This is a genomic window from Microbacterium sp. Marseille-Q6965, from assembly GCF_946151065.1.
In the GTDB taxonomy this organism is placed as follows: Bacteria; Actinomycetota; Actinomycetes; order Actinomycetales; family Microbacteriaceae; genus Microbacterium.
The window spans coordinates 206,529-226,622 of the sequence record NZ_CAMGZA010000004.1; the positions used below are offsets into that span (position 1 = coordinate 206,529).

The 20,094-nt window shown below is 71.2% G+C and carries 16 protein-coding genes; 12 read left to right on the forward strand and 4 right to left on the reverse strand.

The features are described from left to right. Positions 1 to 58 precede the first annotated feature (58 nt). Positions 59 to 838 carry an ABC transporter ATP-binding protein gene (locus N8N77_RS11630; protein ID WP_261167029.1) on the forward strand — a complete coding sequence of 260 codons (780 nt, stop codon included), beginning with the start codon at positions 59 to 61 and terminating at the stop codon, positions 836 to 838. Continuing rightward, positions 835 to 2,292: an FtsX-like permease family protein gene (locus N8N77_RS11635; protein ID WP_261167030.1), complete on the forward strand. Its 1,458-nt coding sequence runs from the start codon at positions 835 to 837 to the stop codon at positions 2,290 to 2,292. Before N8N77_RS11630 ends, N8N77_RS11635 begins: the two co-directional genes overlap by 4 nt. Positions 2,293 to 2,329: 37 nt before the next feature. Here the strand turns inward: N8N77_RS11635 and N8N77_RS11640 are convergent, their stop codons facing one another. Beyond that, positions 2,330 to 2,830, reverse strand: a complete 501-nt coding sequence (locus N8N77_RS11640; protein ID WP_261167031.1) for a hypothetical protein — start codon at positions 2,828 to 2,830, stop codon at positions 2,330 to 2,332. A 160-nt stretch (positions 2,831 to 2,990) separates the two neighbouring features. Here N8N77_RS11640 and N8N77_RS11645 point away from each other — a divergent pair, with 160 nt between their 5' ends. Then, entirely contained in the window at positions 2,991 to 3,596 is a 606-nt protein-coding gene (locus tag N8N77_RS11645) for a 2-phosphosulfolactate phosphatase (protein WP_261167032.1), read from the forward strand. 28 nt (positions 3,597 to 3,624) lie between these two features. On the opposite strand, the gene N8N77_RS11650 is transcribed toward N8N77_RS11645, so the two are convergent. The 3 genes from N8N77_RS11650 to N8N77_RS11660 all read right to left on the reverse strand — a co-directional run bounded on the left by N8N77_RS11650 (position 3,625) and on the right by N8N77_RS11660 (position 5,651). Next, positions 3,625 to 4,113 carry a SprT-like domain-containing protein gene (locus N8N77_RS11650; protein WP_261167033.1) on the reverse strand — a complete coding sequence of 163 codons (489 nt, stop codon included), beginning with the start codon at positions 4,111 to 4,113 and terminating at the stop codon, positions 3,625 to 3,627. 48 nt (positions 4,114 to 4,161) lie between these two features. Further along, complete coding sequence (locus N8N77_RS11655) at positions 4,162 to 4,686, reverse strand: hypothetical protein (RefSeq protein ID WP_261167034.1); 525 nt, start codon at positions 4,684 to 4,686, stop codon at positions 4,162 to 4,164. Positions 4,687 to 4,790: 104 nt separating this feature from the next. Then, on the reverse strand, positions 4,791 to 5,651 hold the full coding sequence (locus N8N77_RS11660) for a spermidine synthase (protein WP_261167035.1): 861 nt from the start codon (positions 5,649 to 5,651) through the stop codon (positions 4,791 to 4,793). Positions 5,652 to 5,720: 69 nt separating this feature from the next. Between N8N77_RS11660 and N8N77_RS11665 the strand changes: the two genes are divergently transcribed. The 9 genes from N8N77_RS11665 (at position 5,721) to N8N77_RS11705 (ending at position 19,988) form a co-directional block, all read left to right on the forward strand. Continuing rightward, positions 5,721 to 6,914: a benzoate/H(+) symporter BenE family transporter gene (locus tag N8N77_RS11665; RefSeq protein ID WP_314732529.1), complete on the forward strand. Its 1,194-nt coding sequence runs from the start codon at positions 5,721 to 5,723 to the stop codon at positions 6,912 to 6,914. 281 nt (positions 6,915 to 7,195) lie between these two features. After that, complete coding sequence (locus N8N77_RS11670) at positions 7,196 to 10,690, forward strand: DNA-directed RNA polymerase subunit beta (RefSeq protein ID WP_261167158.1); 3,495 nt, start codon at positions 7,196 to 7,198, stop codon at positions 10,688 to 10,690. Positions 10,691 to 10,730: 40 nt separating this feature from the next. After that, positions 10,731 to 14,606 carry a DNA-directed RNA polymerase subunit beta' gene (gene rpoC / locus N8N77_RS11675; protein WP_261167036.1) on the forward strand — a complete coding sequence of 1,292 codons (3,876 nt, stop codon included), beginning with the start codon at positions 10,731 to 10,733 and terminating at the stop codon, positions 14,604 to 14,606. Positions 14,607 to 14,720: 114 nt separating this feature from the next. Further along, positions 14,721 to 15,662, forward strand: coding sequence for an ABC transporter ATP-binding protein (locus tag N8N77_RS11680; protein WP_261167037.1), 942 nt, complete (start codon positions 14,721 to 14,723; stop codon positions 15,660 to 15,662). Beyond that, positions 15,659 to 16,537 (forward strand): ABC transporter permease, encoded by an 879-nt coding sequence (locus N8N77_RS11685; protein WP_261167038.1) that lies wholly within the window; start codon positions 15,659 to 15,661, stop codon positions 16,535 to 16,537. Before N8N77_RS11680 ends, N8N77_RS11685 begins: the two co-directional genes overlap by 4 nt. After that, positions 16,534 to 17,358, forward strand: coding sequence for an ABC transporter permease (locus N8N77_RS11690; RefSeq protein WP_261167039.1), 825 nt, complete (start codon positions 16,534 to 16,536; stop codon positions 17,356 to 17,358). The genes N8N77_RS11685 and N8N77_RS11690 overlap by 4 nt, the downstream gene beginning before the upstream one ends. A 114-nt stretch (positions 17,359 to 17,472) precedes the next feature. Continuing rightward, complete coding sequence (locus tag N8N77_RS11695; protein ID WP_261167040.1) at positions 17,473 to 18,717, forward strand: ABC transporter; 1,245 nt, start codon at positions 17,473 to 17,475, stop codon at positions 18,715 to 18,717. A 63-nt stretch (positions 18,718 to 18,780) separates the two neighbouring features. Then, on the forward strand, positions 18,781 to 19,272 hold the full coding sequence (locus tag N8N77_RS11700; protein ID WP_261167041.1) for a hypothetical protein: 492 nt from the start codon (positions 18,781 to 18,783) through the stop codon (positions 19,270 to 19,272). Between the two features lie 65 nt (positions 19,273 to 19,337). Next, positions 19,338 to 19,988, forward strand: a complete 651-nt coding sequence (locus N8N77_RS11705; protein WP_261167042.1) for a spermidine/putrescine ABC transporter substrate-binding protein — start codon at positions 19,338 to 19,340, stop codon at positions 19,986 to 19,988. Positions 19,989 to 20,094: the final 106 nt, after the last annotated feature.

The window sequence follows — 20,094 nt, forward strand, 5'->3', positions numbered from 1 at the left end:
CGCGGATGAGCCTCACGGGCGATGACCGCGACGGGGTGGCGTCCGTAGCGTCGAGGACATGGAGATCAGCACCAGCGAGCTGGGCCTTGCGGCCCGAGTGACGCACCTGTCGAAGACCTTCGGATCGGGCGACGGCGCCGTGCGCGCGCTCGATGACGTGAGCGTCGGCATCCGCCGTGGCCAGTTCACGGCCATCATGGGCCCGAGCGGTTCGGGCAAGTCCACCCTCATGCACATCATGGCGGGACTGGACGCCCCCACCGGTGGGCGCGCCTGGATCGGCGACACCGAGATCACGGGCATGCGCGATGTCGAGCTGACGATCCTGCGCCGGCGCCGGGTGGGGTTCGTGTTCCAGTCGTTCAACCTCGTGCCGACGCTCGACGTGCGCGGCAACATCCTGCTGCCGTTCGATCTGGACGGGCGCCGACCCACGACGACCGAGCGCGCGCGGATCGAGGGACTGATCGAGTCCCTCGGTCTCGGACCGCGACTCGCCCACCGCCCGCACGAGCTCAGCGGCGGGCAGCAGCAGCGCGTGGCGATCGCCCGCGCGCTGGCCACGGCGCCCGACCTCGTCTTCGCCGACGAGCCCACCGGTGCGCTCGACTCGCGCACGAGCCGCGAGGTGCTCGCCCTGCTCGCCACGGCGAGCCGTGAGCACGGCCAGTCGATCGCGATGGTGACGCACGACCCCATCGCGGCCGCGCACGCCGACCGCGTCATCTTCCTCGGAGACGGGCGGATCGTGGCCGACAAGCCGCGACAGACACCCGAGCAGATCTCGGCCCACATGCTGTCGGCCGAGGCGCCGGCCGGGGCGGGGGTGGCGGCATGAGCGCGGTCGCAGCCGAGCCGGCCGCCCTCGCGCCCGCGCGCCGGCGATCCCTCGCCTTCCTCGCCGAGCGGGGCATGGGGGCGAGCGTGCTCGTCTCGGCGCTGTCGGCGGCGTTCGGTGCCATCCTGCTCGCCACCACCGGGTACCTCGCGGCGCTGATGACCGACACCTTCCCCGATAGCGGCACGCTCGTCGTCATGGTCGGCATCCTCAGCGTGATCTTCATGATCATCGCGATGTACGTGGGTGCCATCGTGACGTCGAACACCTTCGCCACGATCGTGGCCGGCCGCACGCGTCGCATCGCGCTCATGCGCCTGATCGGCGCGTCCGCTCGCTCGCAGCGCGCCGAGGTCGCCGGTCAGGGCCTGGTCGTGGGCATCATCGGCGCGCTGCTCGGCGTGGCCGCGGGCGGGCTCCTTTCCGTCGCGGGCGTGCTCGTGGCCGAGACGCTGCTCGACGTGCCGGAGACGGACTATGTGGTGCTGCAGCCGTGGCTGGCCCTGCCCGCCCTCGCCGTGGCGCTCACCACATGGGCGGCGGCGTGGGCCGGATCGCGACGGGTGCTCGCCGTGACGCCACTGCAGGCGCTGGGCGGATCGGTCGAGCGCACCGCGGAGCGGGCGCGCGGTGGTCTGGGCCGCAACACGGCGGCGCTCGTGCTGCTCATCGCGGGCGGTGCGCTGCTCGCCGTGGGCGTCGTGCTGGGCCTGGCCACCCCCCTCGCCATCCTCGTCTCGTTCGTCGGCGGGCTGCTCTCGTTCACCGGGCTCGTGCTGGGTGCGACGCTCGTCATGCCGCCCGTGCTGCGCCTCGTCGGTCGCGCCTTCGGCGGCTCCGCGGCGGCTCGGCTGGCCGCGGAGAATGCGCTGCGCTACCCCGAGCGATCGAGCCGCATGGCCATCGGAGTGGTCGTCGGCGTCACCCTCGTGACGATGTTCGCCGTCGCGTCCGAGACCGCCAAGGCCGTCATGATCGCGAACTCCGGGGGCGCCATGGCCGACGACTTCGCCGCCGCGATGGACATGTTCGCGGGGGTCATGATGGGCCTCGTCGCCGTCTCGGCCGTGATCGCCGCGGTCGGGCTCGTCAACCTGCTGACGATCGGCGTCGTGCAGCGGCGCACCGAGCTGGGGTTGCTGCGGGCGCTGGGCCTGTCGAATCCGCAGGTGCGACGCATGGTGCTGCTGGAGGCGGCGCACATCACGATCGCGTCGCTCGTTCTCGGCCTCGCCCTCGGCGTGGCCTACGGCTGGGCGGGGGCGCAATCGCTGCTGGGCTCCGTGGCGTCCGCTCCGGGGGCCCCGGCCGGGTTCCTCGTGGCGCCGGCCGTGCCCTGGCTGCCGATGGCGATCGTCGTCGCGGCGACGGCCGTGCTCACGCTCGTCGCCTCGGTCGGTCCGACCCGCCTGGCCACCCGCGTCGCGCCGGTCGAGGCGCTCGCCGCCGAGTGAGCGCGGCCGCCCCGATCGGGCGGCGTACGGCCCCGGATCAGTCGCCGTCGGACGGTTCGGGGTCGTAGGCCCAGGTGGGGGCGAGGCGCTTCAGGCGGGCGCCGCGCCACTGCCAGAGTGCCCACAGTGCGGGCCAGTACAGCGGGGCCACGGTGCCGCCGATGACGAGGCGCTCTCGCCACAGCGTGCGCGACGGGTCGTCCGGGGCGGGGGAGACCGCCATCTGGTGGTCCCACACGTCCAGGGCCGCGAGCGGGCCGGTCAGCGGGATTCCCGAGTCGCGCAGTACCCGCACCGTGCCGCGCGAGTCCTCGGTGGCGCGTTCGGTAATCGTGATGAGGTGGGTTCCCAGGCGCAGCGGGCCGGCCGCGTAGCGGATCGGAGCGTCGGAGCCCGACTCCCACTGGGTGGGCAGGTCGGCGAGCGGTTCGATGGACAGCAACGGGCCGTAGAGCTCGCTGAGCGCGTGCGGCGAGTGCAGCGCGCGCCACGCGGCGTGGGCGTCGCCGTCGAGCACGAGCTTGAGCAAGATCCGCATGCGGCCAGTGTGCCAGCCGGCGGGTACCGCGCGGGCCGGATCGGGTGGGTGCGACGCTCGAGGCCGCTCCGCCGAGCCGGGGAGGAGCACGCCGGACCGCCGCGTGTCGCGCGGGGTCGCTCGTCTCGGCGCGGAGGCGCCGTGCTTCTACGCTGAGAGGGTGAGCGCGTTCGACCAGGGCAGGTATCAGGTTCGGCTCGACTGGGGCGTCGAGGGTGTGGAGCGGCTGGCCCCGGCCGACGTGTACGTCGTGGTGGACGCGCTCGGCACCCTGAACGGCGCGTTCGGGGCAGCAGGGGAGGAGTCGCCGGGCGCGCTCGCGGTCGCCGGGGACGACGGGGCCACCGTGCTGGCGGCCGCCGCAGCGGTGCAGCCCGCGCCGCTCGTGCTGTTCGCCGGCCTGCGCAACGCGGCCGCGACCGCCCGCGCCGCGTACGAGGAGCAGAACCGCCGGTCGGCGCGCACGAGCATCGCGCTCGTCCCCGCCGGTCACGGCGGGCGGGTCACGGTCGAGGACCAGCTGGCGGCCGGCGCGGTGGCCGATGCGCTGTCTGCGCTCGGCATCGACCACTCCGCGCCGGATGTCGCCGTTGCCGCCGAGTCGTTCCGCGCCCTGCGCCGCGCCGTGAAGCACCTGCTGACGGCCAGCGGCACGGGCCTCGCCCTCGAGGCGGCCGGCGCGCGAGACGTCGTGCTCGCCGCCGCCCGCGTCGACGACGTCGGTGCTGCGCTGCGCTACGTCGACGGGGAGCTGCGCTCGCTCTGAGCGCGCCGGCGCCGGGAATCGGCGACGGTCAGCGCGGCGTGAGGGCGGCGCGACGCGCGGCCGCGGTGATCTCGCGACGCTCCCAGCGGAACAGGTAGCGGCGGTCGAAGCGGGGCGAGCACTTCACGCACGAGGCCGGGCGCGTGGGCTTGCGGTGTCGGTACGCCGTGTGGCCGGCCGGGCACACGCCCACCCAGGGCGCCAGTTCCGTCGCGGTCTCGCCGCTGTGGGTGGTGCCGCCGACGTATCCCAGCCCGCGCGCGATCCTCTTCCACTCCCGGCCGTGCCCCGCCGCCGGTCCCGCCAGGGCGTGGGCCACCTCGTGCAGCAGCGTCTGATGGTTGGTGTCGTCGTCGTACCGCGCGGCGAGGTAGCGCGAGACCGAGATCCGTTTGCGCGTGTAATCGCACAGCCCGGCGCGTCGCTTGGCGTTGTCGAAGGCGAACGTCCATGACGCGTCCAGATGCATGCGGATCAGGGCGTCCGCCCACACCTGCACGCGATCCAGATCCGACACGAGATCAGGGTATGCCGCGCGGCCGACATACGGCCGCTCCGGCGTCGATCAGCTCGCGAGGGAGTGAGCCCGACGACGTTCGGCGGCCTCGACCATCGACATGGCCACCTCGAGCTGCGTCTCGTCGGCACCGAGCTCCTGCCGCAGGAAGAGCACGCGCTTGAAGTCGGAGCGGGCGCCGGCGAAGTCTCCGGCGTCGAACCGGGTGCGCCCGCGGTGCTGCAGCGCGAAGGCCGTGATGCCGGGCCACTCCTGGCCCTCCGCCTCCTCGGCGCACGTCGACAGCTCGAACTCGGCCGCGGCGTGCGCGCGCCGCTCCGTCAGCACCGAGGCGTGCAGGATCCGGGCGCGCAGCAGGTCCTTGCGTGTGCCGGCCATGCGCGCCACCCGCACCGACTGCTCCGACAGCTCGAGGGACTCATCGAGCTCACCCAGCACCTTGAGCAGCCACACCCGCTCGAGCAGCGCCGGCAGGCTGCGCTGCGGCCCGATCTCGCTCAACCGCTCGCGGCAGGCCGCGACGTCGACGATCTCGCGCAGGGTGTCGGGGTCGTATCCCTGGATGTAGCTCAACGCCTCACTCCCTTCGCGCGCTTCGGTCATTCCAGTGTGCGGGAGCCGCCCCGCCGCCGCGGCAGGGCACGCGGCATGCCGCGAATCCGGGCCCGAGGGTCGGCTCAGCGGTCGAAGAGCGACCAGGAGGGGCGCGGGGAATCGGTCGCGTCGCCGTCCACCGCCGGCCGCGCGTCGGCGATGAAGCGGTCCAGCTCCTCACCGTGCGCCACCTTCGCCGGGTGAGGGCCGGCCGCCATCAGCCGCGGCAGCCACTCGACCGGCAACGGACGGGCCGAGGCCGCCATGACGAGGTTGCCGAAGCGACGCCCCTTGAGCACCTGCACCTCGGCCAGCACGGCGAGCTCGGGCAGCACCTCGCGGATCGTCGCCGCCTGGCGTCGGGCGAACGCCAGGCCCGCACCGTCGGCCGTGTTCACCAGCAGCACGCCGCCGGGCGCGAGCAGCGCCGCCGCCTCGCGGTAGAACTCCACCGTCGTCAGGTGAGCGGGCGTCTGCGCGCCCGAGTAGACGTCCGAGACGAGCAGATCCACCGCCCCGCGCATGCCCTGGGGCAGCCGCGCGAGCCCCTCGCGGGCGTCGCCGATGCGGATCCGGATGGCCGCCGCGCGCGGCAGCGGCAGCGCCTCGCGCACGAGGTCGACGAGCGCGGGCTCGAGTTCGATCACCTGCTGCCGGGAGCCCGGGCGCGTCGCGTCGATGTATCGCGGGATCGTGAGGCCGCCCGCGCCCAGGTGCACCGCCGTGAGCGGGCCCTCGGGCAGGAGGTCGATGACGGCTCCCATTCGCGCCACGTACTCGAAGTGCAGATGGGTGGGATCGGACGGGTCGACATGCGACTGCGGCGTGCCGTCGACGTCCACTTCGTATCCGGTCGCGAACTCGCTGGGCACGATGCGCGCGATCCGCCCGTCCGACAGGCGCGCCGTCGGTATCTCGCGATCCGTCTGCCGCTGCCTGCCCACCCGTCGAGCGTACGTCGCCCGCGGGGGCCACGACATCCGCCGGCAATGCGCCGCCCGTACCCTGGGCCCGTGGATCGAACGGACAGGACCGCGGCGCGGGTGGATGAGGCTGCCTCCGCGGGACGCGGGCGGGTCGCGTTGGCGGGCGTCACGACGGCGCTGGTCGGGTTCGCCAGCTCGTCCGCCGTCGTCCTGGCGGGCCTGCAGGCGGCGGGCGCCACGCCGGCCCAAGCCGCATCGGGCCTGGTCGTGCTGTGCCTCGCGCAGGCGCTCGGGATGCTCTGGCTCGCGCAGCGCACCCGGCTGCCGGTCGTGCTGGCCTGGTCCACGCCCGGGGCCGCGCTGCTGGCGGCGGGCGCGGCACCGGAGGGTGGTTGGCCCGCTGCGGTGGGGGCCTTCGCGCTCGCCGGCGTCCTCATCGCCCTCACGGGACTGTGGCCGGCGCTGGCACGCCTGGTGGCGGCGATCCCCGCACCCATCGCCCAGGCGATGCTCGCCGGGGTGCTGGTGGGCCTGTGTCTGGCGCCCGTCCACGCCGCCGTCGACCGCCCCCTCGCGATCCTCCCGATCGTGGTGGTCTGGCTCGCGCTGATCCGGTTCGCCCCCACGTGGGCGTCGCCCGCGGCGTTCGCGGTGGGTCTCGTCGTCCTCGGCGTGGAGGCCGCTGTGCGGGGCGGCGTCGACGGACCCCTGCTGCCCGTGCTCGAGCCCGTCCTGCCCGCGGTCACCTGGCAGGCCGCGGTCGGGCTCGCCCTGCCGCTGTACGTCGTGACGATGGCATCGCAGAACGTTCCGGGATCGGCCGTGCTCGCGTCGTACGGCTACCGCGTGCCCTGGCGCGAGAGCATGGTCGTCACGGGCGTCGGCACGATCGCCGGCGCCCCGTTCGGGGGCCACGCGATCAATCTCGCCGCCATCACGGCCGCGCTCGCCGCCTCGCCCGACGCGCACCCCGACCCGGCGCAGCGCTGGCGCGGCGTAAGGGTGGCGGCGCTCGTCTACCTCGCCCTCGCCGCGCTCTCGACGGCGCTGACCACGCTCGTCGGCGTCGCGCCCGGCGTGCTGGCCGCGGTCGCCGGCCTGGCGCTGCTGCCCACGCTCGCGGCATCGCTGCGCCAGGCGGTGGCGGAGGAGCGCGGCCGCATCCCCGCGGTGATCACCTTCGTGGTGGCCGCCAGCGGCGTCTCGCTCGGGGGCGTCGGCGCCGCGTTCTGGGCGTTGCTCGCCGGGCTGCTCGCGCACGCTCTGATGCGGCGGACCTGACCACGGGCGCCGCGACCCCGGCCGAACGCGCGGCGGTCGCGGAGCGGGTTTATACCGGAGGTTGAACCCTTCGTCAAGGAAGCGCTGGACAACGCGTGTCGAGCCGCCTATAGTTGGAAGTTGCGCTCCCTGGATTCCCCCATGCCTTCAAATGGTGGTCGGCTGGCGCCTCAAGATCCCCGCAGATGACGGCGGGTGGATCGAGGCGGAGGATCCGGGTCGCACCTCACCTGTCGACAAGGAATCTAGTAGCCCTCACCGGGCTCATGGAGGTCATCCCCTTGGCTGCTGCGCGCAAGACCGCATCCACCACCACCCCCAAGAACGGACGCGTCGCAAGTCGCCTCTCGTTCGCCAAGATCAGCGACACGCTCACGGTTCCCGATCTGCTCGCGCTGCAGACCGAGTCCTTCGACTGGCTCGTCGGAAACGACGCCTGGCGCCAGCGCCTCGAGGAGGCCAGGGCCGCCGGCCGCACCGACATCGCCGAGCAGAGCGGCCTCGAGGAGATCTTCGAGGAGATCTCGCCCATCGAGGACCTCTCGGAGACGATGCAGCTGTCGTTCACGAACCCCTACCTCGAGCCCGAGAAGTACTCCATCGAGGAGTGCAAGGAGCGCGGCAAGACCTACGCGGCCCCGCTCTACGTCGAGGCCGAGTTCATGAACCACCAGACCGGTGAGATCAAGACCCAGACGGTCTTCATGGGCGACTTCCCGCTCCAGACCGACAAGGGCACCTTCATCATCAACGGCACCGAGCGCGTCGTCGTGTCGCAGCTCGTGCGTTCGCCGGGCGTGTACTTCGACAAGACGCCGGACAAGACCTCCGACAAGGAGATCGTCTCGGCCCGCGTGATCCCCAGCCGCGGCGCCTGGCTCGAGTTCGAGATCGACAAGCGCGACCAGGTCGGCGTGCGCATCGACCGCAAGCGCAAGCAGTCGGTCACGGTGTTCCTCAAGGCCCTCGGCCTGACGACCGAGGACATCCAGCGCGAGTTCGCCGGCATCGCGTCGATCGAGGAGACCCTCGCGAAGGACACGATCCTCACGCAGGAGGAGGCGCTCCGCGACATCTACCGCAAGCTGCGCCCGGGCGAGCAGGTGGCCGCTGAGGCCGCGCGCTCGCTGCTGGACAACTTCTACTTCAACGCCAAGCGCTACGACCTGGCCAAGGTGGGTCGCTACAAGATCAACCAGAAGCTGGGCGTCGACCTGCCGCTGAACGAGACGGTGCTGACCGTCGAGGACATCGTCGCCACGATCAAGTACCTCGTCCGCCTGCACCGCGGCGACGAGACCTTCGAGGGCGTCCGCAAGGGCGAGACGGTCGAGCTGCGCCTCGACGTCGACGACATCGACAACTTCGGAAACCGCCGCATCCGCGCGGTCGGTGAGCTGATCCAGAACCAGGTCCGCACGGGTCTGTCGCGCATGGAGCGCGTGGTGCGCGAGCGCATGACCACGCAGGACATCGAGGCGATCACGCCGCAGACCCTGATCAACGTGCGCCCGGTCGTCGCCGCGATCAAGGAGTTCTTCGGCACCTCGCAGCTGTCGCAGTTCCTCGACCAGAACAACCCGCTGTCGTCGATCACGCACAAGCGCACGCTGTCGGCCCTCGGCCCCGGCGGTCTGTCCCGTGAGCGCGCGGGCGTCGAGGTCCGCGACGTCCACCCGTCGCACTACGGCCGCATGTGCCCGATCGAGACGCCGGAAGGCCCGAACATCGGTCTGATCGGTCGCCTCGCGACCTTCGGTCGCATCAACTCCTTCGGGTTCATCGAGACGCCGTACCGCCGCGTCATCGACGGCACGGTCACCGACCAGGTCGACTACCTCACGGCCGCCGACGAGGAGAACTTCAACATCGCGAACGCGGGTGCGGCGCTCAACGCCGACGGCACGTTCGCCGAGAAGCGCGTGCTGGCCCGCCAGCGCGGCGGCGAGGTCGACCTCGTCGACGTCGAGGACATCGGCTACATCGACGTCTCCCCGCGCCAGATGGTGTCGGTGGGAACCTCGCTCATCCCGTTCCTCGAGCACGACGACGCCAACCGCGCCCTCATGGGCGCGAACATGCAGCGCCAGGCCGTGCCGCTGCTCGAGGCGGACGCGCCGCTCGTCGGCACCGGCATGGAGTCGTACGCGGCGGTCGACGCCGGCGACTCGATCATCGCCGAGAAGCCGGGTGTCGTGACCGAGGTCTCGGCCGACTACATCACGGTCCAGCTCGATGAGGGCGGCACGCAGGACTACTTCCTGCGCAAGTTCGACCGCTCCAACCAGGGCAACAGCTACAACCAGCGCGTCATCGTCGCCGCCGGCGACCGCGTCGAGGCCGGCCAGGTCATCGCCGACGGTCCGTCGACCGAGAACGGCGAGCTGGCGCTGGGCAAGAACCTGCTCGTCGGGTTCATGTCGTGGGAGGGTCACAACTTCGAGGACGCGATCATCCTCAGCCAGAACCTGGTGAAGGACGACACCCTCACCTCGATCCACATCGAGGAGTACGAGGTCGACGCCCGCGACACCAAGCTGGGCAAGGAGGAGATCACCCGTGACCTCCCCAACGTCAGCCCGGAGCTGCTGAAGGACCTGGACGAGCGCGGCATCATCCGCATCGGCGCCGAGGTCCGCCCCGGCGACATCCTCGTCGGCAAGGTCACGCCGAAGGGCGAGACGGAGCTGAGCGCCGAGGAGCGCCTGCTGCGGGCGATCTTCAACGAGAAGAGCCGCGAGGTCCGCGACACGTCGCTGAAGGTGCCCCACGGTGAGCAGGGAACCGTCATCGCGGTCAAGGAGTTCAACGCCGAGGAGGGCGACGACGAGCTCGGCTCGGGCGTCAACCGCCGCGTCGTGGTCTACATCGCCCAGAAGCGCAAGATCACCGAGGGTGACAAGCTCGCCGGCCGTCACGGCAACAAGGGCGTCATCGCGAAGATCCTCCCCGTCGAGGACATGCCCTTCCTCGCCGACGGCACGCCGCTCGACGTCATCCTCAACCCCATGGGTATCCCGGGCCGCATGAACTTCGGTCAGGTGCTCGAGACCCACCTGGGGTGGATCGCCAAGCAGGGCTGGAAGATCGAGGGCGAGCCCGAGTGGGCCGTGCACCTTCCGGAGGAGGCCCGCGAGGTCGCCCCCGGCACCAAGCTGGCGACCCCGGTGTTCGACGGCGCGACCGAGGAGGAGATCGCGGGTCTGCTCGACTCGACGCTCCCCACGCGCGACGGCGAGCGCCTGATCGACCGCTCGGGCAAGGCCCGGCTGTTCGACGGCCGCACCGGCGAGCCCTACCCGGCCCCGATCTCGGTCGGCTACATGTACATCCTGAAGCTGCACCACCTGGTCGACGACAAGATCCACGCGCGTTCGACCGGTCCGTACTCGATGATCACCCAGCAGCCGCTCGGTGGTAAGGCGCAGTTCGGTGGCCAGCGCTTCGGCGAGATGGAGGTGTGGGCCCTCGAGGCCTACGGTGCGGCGTACGCGCTGCAGGAGCTCCTGACCGTCAAGTCGGACGACATCCTCGGCCGCGTCAAGGTGTACGAGGCGATCGTCAAGGGCGAGAACATCCCGGAGCCCGGCATCCCCGAGTCGTTCAAGGTGCTCATGAAGGAGATGCAGTCGCTCTGCCTGAACGTCGAGGTCCTCTCGGCAGACGGCACGACGATCAACCTCCGCGACACCGACGACGAGGCGTTCCGCGCCGCCGAGGAGCTCGGCATCAACATCTCCAGCCGATTCGAGTCCGCCTCGATCGACGAGATCTGATCCGCCAGCCGATATAGAGATTTCCTACAGGAGACATCAATTGCTCGACGCAACCACTTTCGATGAGCTTCGCATCGGCCTGGCCACCGCGGACGACATCCGTCGCTGGTCCTTCGGCGAGGTCAAGAAGCCCGAGACGATCAACTACCGCACCCTGAAGCCCGAGAAGGACGGTCTGTTCGGTGAGCAGATCTTCGGCCCCTCGCGCGACTGGGAGTGCGCCTGCGGCAAGTACAAGCGCGTGCGCTTCAAGGGCATCGTGTGCGAGCGCTGCGGCGTGGAGGTCACCAAGAGCTCCGTCCGCCGCGAGCGCATGGGCCACATCGAGCTCGCCGCGCCCGTCACGCACATCTGGTACTTCAAGGGCGTGCCTTCGCGCCTGGGCTACCTGCTCGACATGGCGCCGAAGGACCTCGAGAAGGTCATCTACTTCGCCGCGTACATGGTGATCTCTGTGGACGAGGACGGCCGTCACCGCGACCTCCCCACCCACGAGAACAACCTGCGCCTCGAGATCAAGAACCTCGGGGACCGTCGCGACGCGAAGATCGCGGACCGCCTCCAGAAGCTGGAGGACGAGCTCGCGGCCCTGGAGGCCGAGGGCGCGAAGGCCGACCAGAAGAAGAAGCTCAAGGACGCCGCCGAGAAGGAGATGGCGACCATCCGCAAGCGCGCGGACGAGAACATCGCTCGTCTGGAGCGCGTGTGGGAGGAGTTCCGGAACCTCGAGGTCGGCCAGCTCAAGGCGGAGGACGACGTCTTCCAGGAGCTGCAGGACCGCTTCGGCCAGTACTTCCACGCGCTCATGGGCGCCGAGGCGATCCAGCGTCGCCTGGCCGAGTTCGACCTGGCCGCCGAGGCCGAGTCGCTGCGCACGCAGATCGCCGAGGGCAAGGGCCAGCGCAAGATCCGCGCGATCAAGCGGCTGAAGGTCGTGCAGTCGTTCCTGACGACGGGCATGAGCCCGGCCTCGATGGTCCTCGACGTGGTCCCGGTGATCCCGCCGGAGCTGCGCCCGATGGTCCAGCTCGACGGTGGCCGCTTCGCCACCAGCGACCTGAACGACCTGTACCGCCGCGTCATCAACCGCAACAACCGCCTGCGCCGCCTCATCGACCTCGGGGCTCCCGAGATCATCGTGAACAACGAGAAGCGCATGCTGCAGGAGGCCGTCGACGCGCTGTTCGACAACGGCCGCCGCGGTCGTCCCGTCACGGGCACCGGCAACCGCGCCCTGAAGTCCCTGAGCGACATGCTCAAGGGCAAGCAGGGTCGCTTCCGCCAGAACCTGCTCGGTAAGCGCGTGGACTACTCGGGCCGTTCGGTGATCGTCGTCGGTCCGCAGCTCAAGCTGCACCAGTGCGGTCTGCCCAAGCAGATGGCGCTCGAGCTGTTCAAGCCGTTCGTCATCAAGCGCCTGATCGACCTCGGTCACTCGCAGAACATCAAGGCCGCCAAGCGCGCCGTGGAGCGTACGCGCCCCGAGGTGTGGGACGTGCTCGAGGAGATCATCCGCGAGCGTCCGGTGCTGCTGAACCGCGCCCCCACGCTGCACCGCCTGGGCATCCAGGCGTTCGAGCCGCAGCTCGTGGAGGGCAAGGCCATCCAGCTGCACCCGCTCGTCTGCGCGGCGTTCAACGCCGACTTCGACGGCGACCAGATGGCCGTGCACCTGCCGCTGTCGGTGGAGGCCCAGGCCGAGGCGCGCATCCTCATGCTCGCCTCGAACAACATCCTGAAGCCGTCGGACGGCCGCCCGGTGACCCTGCCCTCGCAGGACATGATCATCGGTCTGCACCACCTGACCACGCTCAAGGAGGGTGCGAAGGGCGAGGGCCGCGTGTTCGGCTCGGTCGCCGAGGCGCAGCTGGCCAAGGACGAGGGCACCCTCGACCTGCAGGCCAAGGTGCGCATCCGCATCCCGGGGCTGACGTTCCTCGAGGGCCAGGCGCCCGAGGGCTACGAGCAGCACGGCCTCGTCGACACCTCGCTGGGTCAGGCGATCTTCAACGACCAGCTGCCGAAGGGCTACCCCTTCGTGCGCGAGCAGGCCGACAAGGGCAAGCTCTCGCAGATCGTGAACAAGCTGGCCGAGGAGTACCCGAAGGTCGTCACGGCGGAGACGCTCGACAAGATCAAGGACGCCGGCTTCTACTGGGCCACCCGCTCGGGTGTCACGGTGGCGCTCAGCGACGTGCTCACGCCGCCGAACAAGCGCGAGATCGTGGCCAAGCACGAGAAGCTGGCCGAGAAGGTCAACGCGCAGTACGCGAAGGGTCTCATCACCGACGCCGAGCGTCGTCAGGAGCTCATCCAGGTCTGGACCGAGGCCACGGACGAGGTCCAGAAGGCGATGCGGGACAACTTCCCGTCGGACAACACCATCAACCGCATGGTGTCGTCGGGTGCGCGTGGTAACTGGCTGCAGATCCGCAACATCGCGGGTATGCGAGGCCTGGTGAACAACCCGAAGGGCGAGATCATCCCGCGCCCGATCATCTCCTCGTACCGCGAGGGGCTGTCGGCGGCGGAGTACTTCATCGCCACGCACGGTGCCCGTAAGGGTCTGGCCGACACGGCCCTCCGTACGGCCGACTCGGGTTACCTCACGCGTCGTCTCGTCGATGTCTCGCAGGACGTCATCATCCGTGAGGACGACTGCGGCACCTCGAAGGGCCTGGAGTACCCCATCGCGGCATTCGACGCGAGCGGCACGCTGGTCAAGGACGCGAACGTCGAGAACTCGGTGTTCGCCCGCACGCTCGCGACCGACGTCGTGGCGCAGGACGGCACCGTCCTCGCCGCCGCCGGCTCCGACGTGGGCGACGTGCTCATCGACCGCCTGGTCGAGGCGGGTGTGGAGTCCATCAAGGTGCGCTCCGTGCTCACCTGCGACTCGGCCGTCGGCGTCTGCGCGCAGTGCTACGGCCGCTCGCTGGCCACCGGCAAGCTCGTCGACATCGGCGAGGCGGTCGGCATCATCGCCGCCCAGTCGATCGGTGAGCCCGGCACGCAGCTGACGATGCGTACGTTCCACACCGGTGGATCGGCCTCGGCGGACGACATCACGCAGGGTCTGCCCCGCGTGCAGGAGCTGTTCGAGGCCCGCACCCCGAAGGGCGCCACGCCCATCGCGGAGGCGGATGGCCGCATCACGATCGAGGAGACCGAGAAGTCCCGCAAGGTGGTCCTCACGCCCGACAACGGCGACGAGGTCAAGGTCTACCCGGTGCTGAAGCGCGCCACGCTGCTCGTCGAGGACGGCCAGCACGTCACGGTGGGTCAGCCCCTTCAGGTCGGCACGCTCGACCCGAAGGAGATCATGCGCGTGCAGGGCGCCCGCGAGGTGCAGAAGTACCTCGTCGGCGGCGTGCAGGGCGTGTACCGCTCGCAGGGTGTGCCGATCCACGACAAGCACATCGAGGTCATCGTGCGCCAGATGCTGCGCAAGGTCACCGTCGTCGACCACGGCGAGACCGACCTGCTGCCCGGTGAGCTGGTGGACATCAAGCGCTACCAGGAGATCAACCGTGCGGCCGTGGCCGAGGGCAAGCGCCCCGCGTCGGGTCGTCCGGAGCTGATGGGTATCACGAAGGCGTCGCTCGCGACGGAGTCGTGGCTGTCGGCCGCGTCGTTCCAGGAGACCACCCGCGTCCTCACGGAGGCGGCGCTCCAGGGCAAGCGCGACCCGCTCGTCGGCCTCAAGGAGAACGTGATCATCGGAAAGCTGATCCCCGCCGGCACCGGCCTTGCGAAGTACCGCAACGTCGTGGTCGAGGCGACGGAGGAGGCCAAGAGCGAGCGGTACCCCAACCGCATCTTCGCCTCGGACGGTGCCTTCGCGGAGGGCGACTACGGCTTCGTCGACTTCGATGCGTTCTCGTCCGACGACTTCACCCCCGGCAGCTACAACTGATCGAGGTGAACGCCTGAAAGCGGCTCCCGGCTTCGGCCGGGGGCCGCTTTCGCGTTGCGGCGGCCGGCACGCCGCCCCGCAGCGGTGTCGGCGCCGCCCGCTACGCTCGGGTGGGTGAGCTCAGCCGTCATCGCCGCCACCGAGCTGCGCAAGACCTATCGCATCAAGGGCAAGCCGGACTTCGTCGCCGTCGACGGGCTGAGCTTCGAGGTCGCGCCGGGGGAGTCCTTCGGCCTGCTCGGCCCGAACGGGGCCGGCAAGTCCACCACCATGCGCATGATCGGCGCGGTCTCGTCGCGCACCGGCGGCGAGCTGACGATCCTCGGCCTCGACCCCGACCGGCACGGGCCCGAGATCCGCTCCCGGCTGGGGGTCGTGCCCCAGCAGGACAATCTCGACGGCGAGCTGAACGCGCGGGAGAACCTCTACATCTACGGCCGCTACTTCGGGCTGCCCGGCCGGGTGTGCCGTGAGAAGGCCGACGAGCTGCTGGCGTTCGCGCAGCTCGAGGACAAGGCGAAGTCGAAGGTCGATCAGCTCTCCGGCGGCATGAAGCGCCGCCTCACGATCGCGCGCGGTCTCATCAACGACCCGCGCATCCTGCTTCTCGACGAGCCGACCACCGGGCTCGACCCCCAGGCGCGCCACGTGCTGTGGGACCGGCTGTTCCGTCTCAAGGAGCGCGGCACCACCCTGGTGCTCACGACCCACTACATGGACGAGGCGGAGCAGCTGTGCGACCGGCTCATCGTGGTGGACAAGGGCCGCATCATGGCGGAAGGAACGCCGGCGTCGCTCATCCGCGAGCACTCCAGCCGTGAGGTGCTCGAGGTGCGCTTCGGTTCCGCGCGCAACGCCGCCGCCGCGGAACAGATCGCGGGAATCGGCGACCGCGTCGAGGTGCTGCCCGACCGCGTGCTCGTCTACGCCGCCGACGGAGAGGCAGCGCTCGAGCAGGTGACGGCACGGGGTCTGGAGCCGATCACGAGCCTCGTGCGCCGCTCCAGCCTCGAGGACGTGTTCCTGCGCCTCACGGGAAGGTCGCTGATCGAATGACCGCACACCCCGCCGCGGCCGCCCCGGCCGACCTCGACGAGCTGCGTGCCGAGGCGATGACGTGGGGGCGCGCGCCGCGCACCCGCGGCACCTGGTACGTCGCGGAGCACATGATCCGCGCGATGCGCGCGTACGGATGGACGATCCTCGTCGGCTCGGTGGGGCAGCCGATCCTGTACCTGCTGGGCCTGGCCGTCGGGCTCGCGGCCCTCATCCAGGTGCCCATCGACGACGGCGGCGAGCCGGTGCCCTATCTGCTGTTCGTCGCGCCGGCCCTGCTCATGACCGCGGCGCTCAACGTCGCGGCCGAGGAGTTCACGTACCCCGTGCTGGCGGGATTCAAGTGGCGCCGGTTCTTCTACGGCTTCAGCGCGTCACCGCTGGCGCCCCGCCAGATCGCCAACGGTGTCGTCGTGGCGGCGTCGGCGCGCATGGTCGTGACCGTGGCGTTCTATCTCGTCTTCGTGCTCGCCTTCTTCGCCTGGCTGCACCCCGACGCGACGCGCATGGCGACCTCGTGGCTCATGGCGCCGATCGGCGTGCTCGCGGGCATTGCCTACGGCGGTCCCATGCTGGCGTTCGCGGCCTCGCTCGAGGACGATCGCGGGCAGCTGCAGCTCGTGCAGCGCTTCGTCTTCATGCCGATGTTCCTCTTCTCCGGCACCTTCTACCCGCTCGCGACGCTGCCGGTGTGGTTGCAGTGGATCGGGTGGGTCTCGCCCCTCTGGCATGCGTCGGAGCTCGGCCGCGCGGCGGCGTACGGTAAGCCGATGGACGCGGGAATGGCGGCGCTGCACGCGGGGTTCCTCGTGCTGCTCGCCGCCCTCGGCATCGCGCTGGCGTGGCGCATGTTCCACCGGAGGCTGGCGTCGTGACGGCCGTGCAGGCGCCGCCGCGGCAGCGGACCGGAGCGGGCGTACGCGCCCTGTGGGCGGGCAACCCGCTGGCGATCGTCCAGCGCGGCCTGATCGCGGCCCGCTCGTCCAGCTGGGTGATCGTGCTCTCGGGCTTCTTCGAGCCCGTGTTCTTCCTGGCCTCGATGGGAATCGGTCTGGGCGGCCTGATCGGTGAGGTGCAGACCTCGCAGGGAGGAGCCGTGCCGTACGCGGCGTTCATCGCGCCCGCGCTCCTGACCGTGTCGGCCATGAACGGGGCGATCTACGACTCCACGTGGAACGTCTTCTTCAAGCTCAACTACGGCCGGCTCTACGAGGGCATGCTCGCCACGTCGCTCGGACCGCTCGACGTGGCGCTGGGCGAGATCCTGTACGCCCTGCTGCGCGGGCTGCTCTATGCCACGGGCTTCATGGCGATCATGCAGCTGCTCGGTCTCAACCTCGCGCCGACGGCTCTTCTCGCGCTGCCCGCCGTGCTGCTCGTGGCCTTCGGGTTCGCGAGCCTCGGCATGGCGATCACGAGTTACATGAAGACCTTCCAGCACATGGACTGGATCAACTTCGCGCTGCTGCCGATGTTCCTGTTCAGCGCCACCCTGTACCCGATCGACATCTACCCCGACTGGGTGCAGGGGGTCATCATGGCCTTCCCGCTGTGGCACGGCGTCGAGCTCGTGCGGGGCCTGACGACGGGCATGCTGAGCGCGGGCATGCTGTGGCACGTCGCGTACTACGCCGTGATGATCGCGGTGGGGCTCGTGTTCACCACGCGGCGCCTGCGCGCCCTCTTCCTCGACTGAGCGCGCGACACGCCCGGGCGGGCGCCGGGCGACGGCGAGGCTCCCCGGCTGAGCGAGGGCGCCGCGGTACGCTCACCGACGAGGGGATCCGCCCCGCCGTGAGGAGTGCAACGGATGAGTGACGCCCAGGGTGAGAAGAACACCCCGACCACCGGCGAGCCCATCGAGGAGCGCGCCGCCGAGACGCCGGCAGACGCGCGGCCGGTCGAGGCGCCCGCGGATGAGCGGCCCTCGGCCCTCTCGGACGCGATCGGCGAGGACCCGGACATCGACGGCGAGGCCACGCGTGCGCCCGTCACCGCGGAGGGCGCTGCACCGCAGGCGGACGCGGAGCGTGCCGAAACGCCGACAGAGGCCGCCCCCGCGCCCGCGGCCACGACGGCGGCGGAGAGCGCCCCGGTCGACACGGCGGCCGAACCGGCCCGCGCTGACGTCGCCGCGGACGCCGCCGCCACGGACGAGCCCGCCACCCGCGCGGCCGCGCGCCGATCCGCGCCCGAGGATCAGACGGAGCCTGCCGACGATGCGCCGGCGGCCGAGCCCGCCCCCGCCGCGAAGCCCGAGCCCGACTATGCCGCGCTTGCCGCGGAGCTCGACGCGCTGGAGGCGCGCCACGGCGCCGCCGACGGCGCGGCGCCGGCCGAGCCGCGGGAGCCGTCGACCGGCGCCTCGGGCAGCCCGTGGTTCGAGCGCGCGGACGAGACGCAGACCTTCCGGGCCACGGAGCCCGAGGTGTCGCCGGCCGTGACGGCGAGCGAGCCGGCTGCGGAGACCACGGCGGCGCCCGCCCCGGCGCCGCAGCCGGTGTTCGTCGAGGCACCCGAGCCCCCGACCAAGCGGGGCAACCGCGGCGCGGCCGGACTGATCGGTCTCGTGGCGGCCGTCGCGTTCGCCCTCCTGTTCTTCGCCGCCGTGGCGGGCTATGTCGCGCTCACCGATGGCTTCGCGTCGGTCGACGAGCTCACGACGTTCGCCATCGAGACCGCGACGTCGGTGACCTTCTGGATTCCCGTCGTGGCGTTCTTCCTCGCCTTCTGGCTGCTCGGCGCGATCGTGAACCGCGCCCGCTGGGCCGCCTGGGTTCTGCTGGGCTTCTTCGTCGCGGTGATCGTCTACGTCGCGCAGGTGCTGGCCCCCGTGATCGCCGGTCCGTTCTGGATGGTCACGCCCGGTGAGGCCGCCGACCTGATCCGCGAGGGCGCGCTCACGCCGCTGTCGGTCGCGGCGTTCGTAATCGCCCGCGAGGTGACGATCTGGTTCGGCGCGTGGGCCGCGCGGCGCGGGGCGAAGATGAACCGGCTGAACGCCGAGGCGCAGGAGGAGTACGAGCGGACGCTCGAGGCGGGGCCGTCCGCCTGACCCGTCCGCGCCGTCACCGCTCCCTCCCTGGCAACGGGATGGAGAGGGGCGGAGACTTGAGCGATGACGCGTGCTGACGCCGGTGGCGAGGGGGACCTGGTGAACCCGCTGCTCCTGCTCGGCTTCGCCGCCGTCGGGTACGGCGCCCTCGCCATCTGCGTCACGGGGGTCGCGGCGCTGATCACCGACACCGACGTCATCGCCGTGCCCGGTCTCGGTCCGGCGCCCGGCGCGCTCGCGGTGCTCGTCTCGGTGCTCGTGTTCGCCGCCACGCTGTGGCCGGTCGTGCGCCTGCGCAGGCCCGCCTACACGGGCGTCGTGCCCGTGGCCCTGGCAGCCGCCCTGTCGCACCTGGCGGCGCTGTGGCTGCTGGCGCTCGTCTTCGGGACCGATCTCGGGGCGGCGACCGCCGCCGTGGCGGGCGCCGTCACCGGATGGACCTCGTTCGCGTTCCTGGCCGCCGCGGCGGTCGCCGCCTGGAGCGCGACGGCCTTCCGTCGCACGGCCTCTCGCCCACCGAAGTGGCCGTGGGAGCGCGAGCAGGAGGACGAGTAGGCGCCCCGCCGCACGGTCACCACGGAAATCGCCACCGATTCCGGGTTCGCGCCTACCCTGGGACCGTGGAGCGTTCGCTCGAGACCCAGGTGAGCCAGGCGGTGGATGCCTGGCTGCGGTGGCTGCCGCGCTGGGAACCGGCGACGCATCGCGGCCGGGTCGCCCCGTGCCGCCGCTGCCTGGGGTCCCCGGTGCTCTCGGCCGCCGGCCTGGGATCCGACGTGCCGCACGGCGTGCAGCACGGCCTGTCGACCCGCATCAAGACCATCGTCGACCGCGCCGTCGCCGAGTACACCTCGCGCAACCTGCCGATGCTGCAGGCCGAGCTCGACCAGCAGGCGGCCCGCAACCGAGCCCGCAGCTACCGCCCCGCCGAGGGGCTTGCTCCCGAGTACGAGGGATTGCCGCTCGACCCGGATCCCGTCCCCGGGGCGCCCTTCCTCTTCACGATCGAGGGCCTCGCGAACGAGGCGGAGCAGGAGGCGCCCAGCCTGCCTCCGCTCAGCGAGGAGGCCAAGGCCGCGCTGCGACAGGAGGTCGGCCTGGCCGACGAGTACGCGAACCTCATCGGCCGGGAGGTGTGCGGCCTGCTGCTGCAGCACCGGTTGCGCATCCAGGCGGGGGTCGCGGAGTACGTCGAGCCGCAGATCGAAGCGCTGCTCGCCGATCTCACGAAGTCGCTCGACGCTCCGCTCGATCCCCGCGACCTGATCTGAGGCGTGCCGCGGGGACCGCCGCCGGCGCGCGAACGCCGATGAAGCGCCGCACCGGTCGCGCGACGATGCGACATCGCGCGTGGCGGGGACACGCCCGGCACGTTGC